We start from the raw sequence: 3,989 nt of genomic DNA, 5'->3' as shown, positions 1-3,989 counted from the left end.
ATCCTGGCCGGTATCTACGCCCAAGTCCTGGGGCTGTCCCGGGTCGGGGTCGACGACTCCTTCTTCGACCTAGGCGGAGACAGTATTTTGTCGATGCAGGTGGTGGCCCGGGCCCGTGCGGCTGGGGTGTTGTGTCGGCCGCGGGACGTTTTCGTTGAGCAGACGGTGGCCGGGTTGGCCCGGGTGGCTGGGGCGGCTACCGGTGAGGACAGTCCCATCGACGGGGGTCTGGGGCCGGTGTTGGCCACCCCGATCATGCGTTGGCTGTATACCGTGGACGGCCCGATCGACCAGTTCAACCAGACGGTGGTGGTGCAAGCGCCGGCCGGGGTCAGCGAGGTCGACGTGGTGGTGGTGTTGCAGGCCTTGGTGGATCGGCATGCCATGTTGCGGCTGCGCGTGGATGACGACGGCGCCGGGGGTTGGTCATTGGTGGTGCCCGAGGCCGGATCGGTGGATATCCGTCAGTGTTTGACGTCGGTGGATGTGTTGTCCGATGAGGCGGTCATCAAGGCGCGGTCGCGGTTAAACCCGGCTACCGGGGTGATGCTGCACGCGGTGTGGGTTGGTTCCGCGGCGCAGCTGGTGTTGATCATTCACCATTTGGCGGTTGATGGGGTGTCCTGGCGAATCCTGTTGGAGGATTTGAACATCGCGTGGGCCCAGCATCGCAGCGGGCAACCGGTGGCGTTGCCCGGGGGCGGGACGTCGTTTAGGCGGTGGGCGGCGCTGCTGACTGAGCATGCTCGCCGCCCCGAGGTCGTTGCGCAGGCCGACGCCTGGAAGCAAGTGGCGTCGGCCACCGTTGCGCTGCCCGCGGTGCGCCCCGCGGTGGATACCTATGCCAGCGCCGGTCATTTAGCGGTGGAGCTGGATTCCGAGGTCACTGGCATGCTGCTGGGTGAGGTGCCTGTGGCGTTTCATGCCGGGGTGCAAGACATTTTGTTGATTGCGTTCGCCTTGGCGGTGGCGGAGTTTTTGGGCAACGGCAGTGCGCCGATCGGTATTGATGTCGAGGGCCACGGGCGTCATGAGGAGCTGGGCTGCGATGTGGATCTGTCGCGCACGGTGGGGTGGTTCACCAGCAAATACCCGGTGTCGTTGAGGTTGTCGCACCTGCCCTGGGCGCAGGTGGTTGCGGGCAAGGCGGCGCTGGGCGCGCTGCTCAAAGACGCCAAGGAGCAACTCCGTGCCCTGCCAGAGGGGTTGACTTACGGGTTGTTGCGCTACTTGAACCCCGACGTCGATCTGGGCGGGTCTGATCCGCTGATCGGGTTCAACTACCTGGGGCGGCAAGGCGGTGTGGGGCTTGATGGCGCCGGGGATGTGTGGCGGCTCGGTCAGGAGGGTTTGTCGATGGCCGGTGTTGCCGCGGCGGTGCCCATGCCGCTGGGGCACACCGTGGAGCTCAATGCTGTCACGGTTGACACCACCACTGGGCCGCGCCTGCATGCCACTTGGACGTGGGCCTGTTCAGCACTGGGCTCCGGCCAGATCGGCCGACTCAGCCGACTGTGGTTCGACGCTTTGGCCGGCATCTGTGCTCATGTGCGCTCCGGTGGCGGCGGGTTGACTCCGTCGGATATCGCGCCCGCCCGTCTTAGCCAACACCAGATCGACGAGCTGCAAACGCAATACGACATCGCCGATATTTTGCCGCTGACTCCTTTGCAGCAGGGGCTGCTCTTTCACGCCAACACCGCGCAGAGCAGTCACGACGATGTGTATGCGATGCAGCTGGACATCACCGTGGCCGGTGGGCTCGACCAGCACCGTCTGCGCGATGCGGTGCGCACCGTGATCAGCCGGCATCCCAACCTGGCCGCCCGGTTTTGCGACCGGTTCAACGACCCAGTCCAGATCATCCCGGCTGATCCTGAGGTGGGATGGCGGTATGTCGAGCTTGACGGCGACGATCAGGACGAACGGATTCAGCAGCTGTGTGCTGCCGAACGCGCCGCGGTGTGTGAGCTGGCCGACCGGCCAGCCTTTCGGGTGGCTTTGATCCGCACCGCTGTAGATCAGTGCCAGTTGGTGTTGACCAACCACCACATCGTGCTCGATGGCTGGTCGCTGCCGATTCTGTTACACGAAATCATCGCCAGCTACCACGGGCAGCGGTTGCCCGCGGTGGTCTCATATCGGACGTTTGTTTCCTGGCTGGCCGATCGGGACCTCGAGGCTGCCCGGGCGGCCTGGCGCGAGGCGCTGGCCGGCTTGGACACGCCCACCCTGGTGGCCCCGCTGAGCCGGTCGGGGTTGGGGCGGCGGGGCACGACCTCGTCTCGGGTGCCAGAGCAGACCACCCAGGCTGTGGTCGAGCTCGCCCGCTCGTGTCACACCACCGTCAACACCGTGTTGCAGGCCGCGTGGGCGCAGCTGTTGATGGGGCTGACCGGCCGGCATGACGTCGCTTTTGGCACCGCGGTCTCGGGTCGGCCAACCGAGGTGGCTGGCGCGGAAACGATGGTCGGTCTGTTGATCAACACGGTGCCGGTGCGCGCGACCATCACACCGGCCACCACCACCGCCGAGCTGCTCGACCAACTACACCGTGGCCACAACCACACACTGGACCACCAACACCTGGCGCTCACCGAGATCCACCGCGTCACCGGCCACGACCAGCTCTTCGACACCTTGTTCGTCTACGAGAACTACCCACTGGACACGGCCGCGTTGTCGGGCACCGGCGGGTTGGCCATCACTGAGTTCACCGCCCGCGAATACAACCACTACCCGCTAACAATGCAAGCCCTGCCGGGCCCCGAACTGGGCCTTCGCCTCGAATACGACACCGACGTGTTCGAGGCGGCCACCATCGAGGCGCTGATCGCCCGGTTGCAGCGGGTGTTGGTGGCGATGGCGGCTGACCCGCAGCGGCGGCTGTCGTCGGTGGATGTGTTGGCCGCTGATGAACACGATCTGCTCGATGAGTGGGGTAACCGCGCGGTCTTGAGCCAGTCGGTGGCCCCGGTGTCGGTTCCGGAATTGTTTGATGCGCAGGCGGCCCGCACCCCGGATGCGGTGGCGCTGACGTTTGAGGACCGGTCGTGGACGTATCGGGAACTCGACGAGGCGGCCAACCGGTTAGCGCACGCGCTGATCGAGCGTGGGGTGGGCGCGGGCCAGTGTGTGGCGCTGCTGTTTCCCCGGTGTGCTGAGGCGATCGTGGCGATGCTGGCGGTGCTCAAATCGGGGGCGGCCTATTTGGCGATGGACCCCGCCCTGCCCGATACGCGGATCGGGTTCATGGTGGCCGATGCCGCGCCGGCGGCGGTGATCACCACCGCGGATCTGGCGGCCCGGGTGGACGGGTATGACCTGGCGGTCATCGATGCCGACGATCCCGCGGTCGATGATCAGCCCGCCACGGCGTTGCCGGCCCCCGCGGCCGAGGGCCTTGCGTATCTGATTTACACCTCGGGCACTACCGGGGTGCCCAAAGGCGTGGCCATCAGCCACCAGAATCTGGCCCATTTGGCGCAGTCATCGCCGCGGGATTTGCATGGTGTGCAGGTGTGGTCGCAGTGTCACTCGTATGCGTTCGATTTCTCGGTGTGGGAGATTTGGGCGGCGTTGCTGGGCGGGGGGCGCTTGGTGGTGGTGCCTGAGGAGGTGACGGCCTCGCCGGGGGACTTCCACGACTTGCTGGTCGGCGAGGGGGTCACGGTGTTGACTCAGACCCCTTCTGCGGTGGCCGCGCTTTCACCGCAGGGGTTGGAGTCGGTGGCGTTGCTGGTTGGTGGTGAGCCCTGTCCGCCCGAGGTGGTGGATCGGTGGGCGCCGGGGCGGGTGATGATCAACGCCTACGGCCCGACCGAGGCCACGGTGTATGCGTCGATGAGTGCGCCGTTGACGGCGGGGTCGGGTGTGGTGCCGATCGGTGCGCCGGTGTCGACTGCGGCGTTGTTTGTGCTCGACGGGTGGTTGCGGCCGGTGCCGGCTGGGGTGGTTGGTGAGTTGTATGTGGCCGGTGCCGGGGTGGG

1 protein-coding gene is annotated in these 3,989 nt (G+C 66.3%); it reads left to right on the top strand.

Annotated elements, in window-relative coordinates; genetic code table 11:
* Positions 1–3,989, top strand: a 3,989-nt coding sequence (locus BST14_RS27525) for a condensation domain-containing protein (protein ID WP_142279656.1), incomplete at both ends; no start/stop codon positions are given.

It is taken from the genome of Mycobacterium arosiense ATCC BAA-1401 = DSM 45069 (assembly GCF_002086125.1).
Classification (GTDB): domain Bacteria; phylum Actinomycetota; class Actinomycetes; order Mycobacteriales; family Mycobacteriaceae; genus Mycobacterium; species Mycobacterium arosiense.
This window is presented reverse-complemented; position numbering and strand designations above follow the sequence as displayed.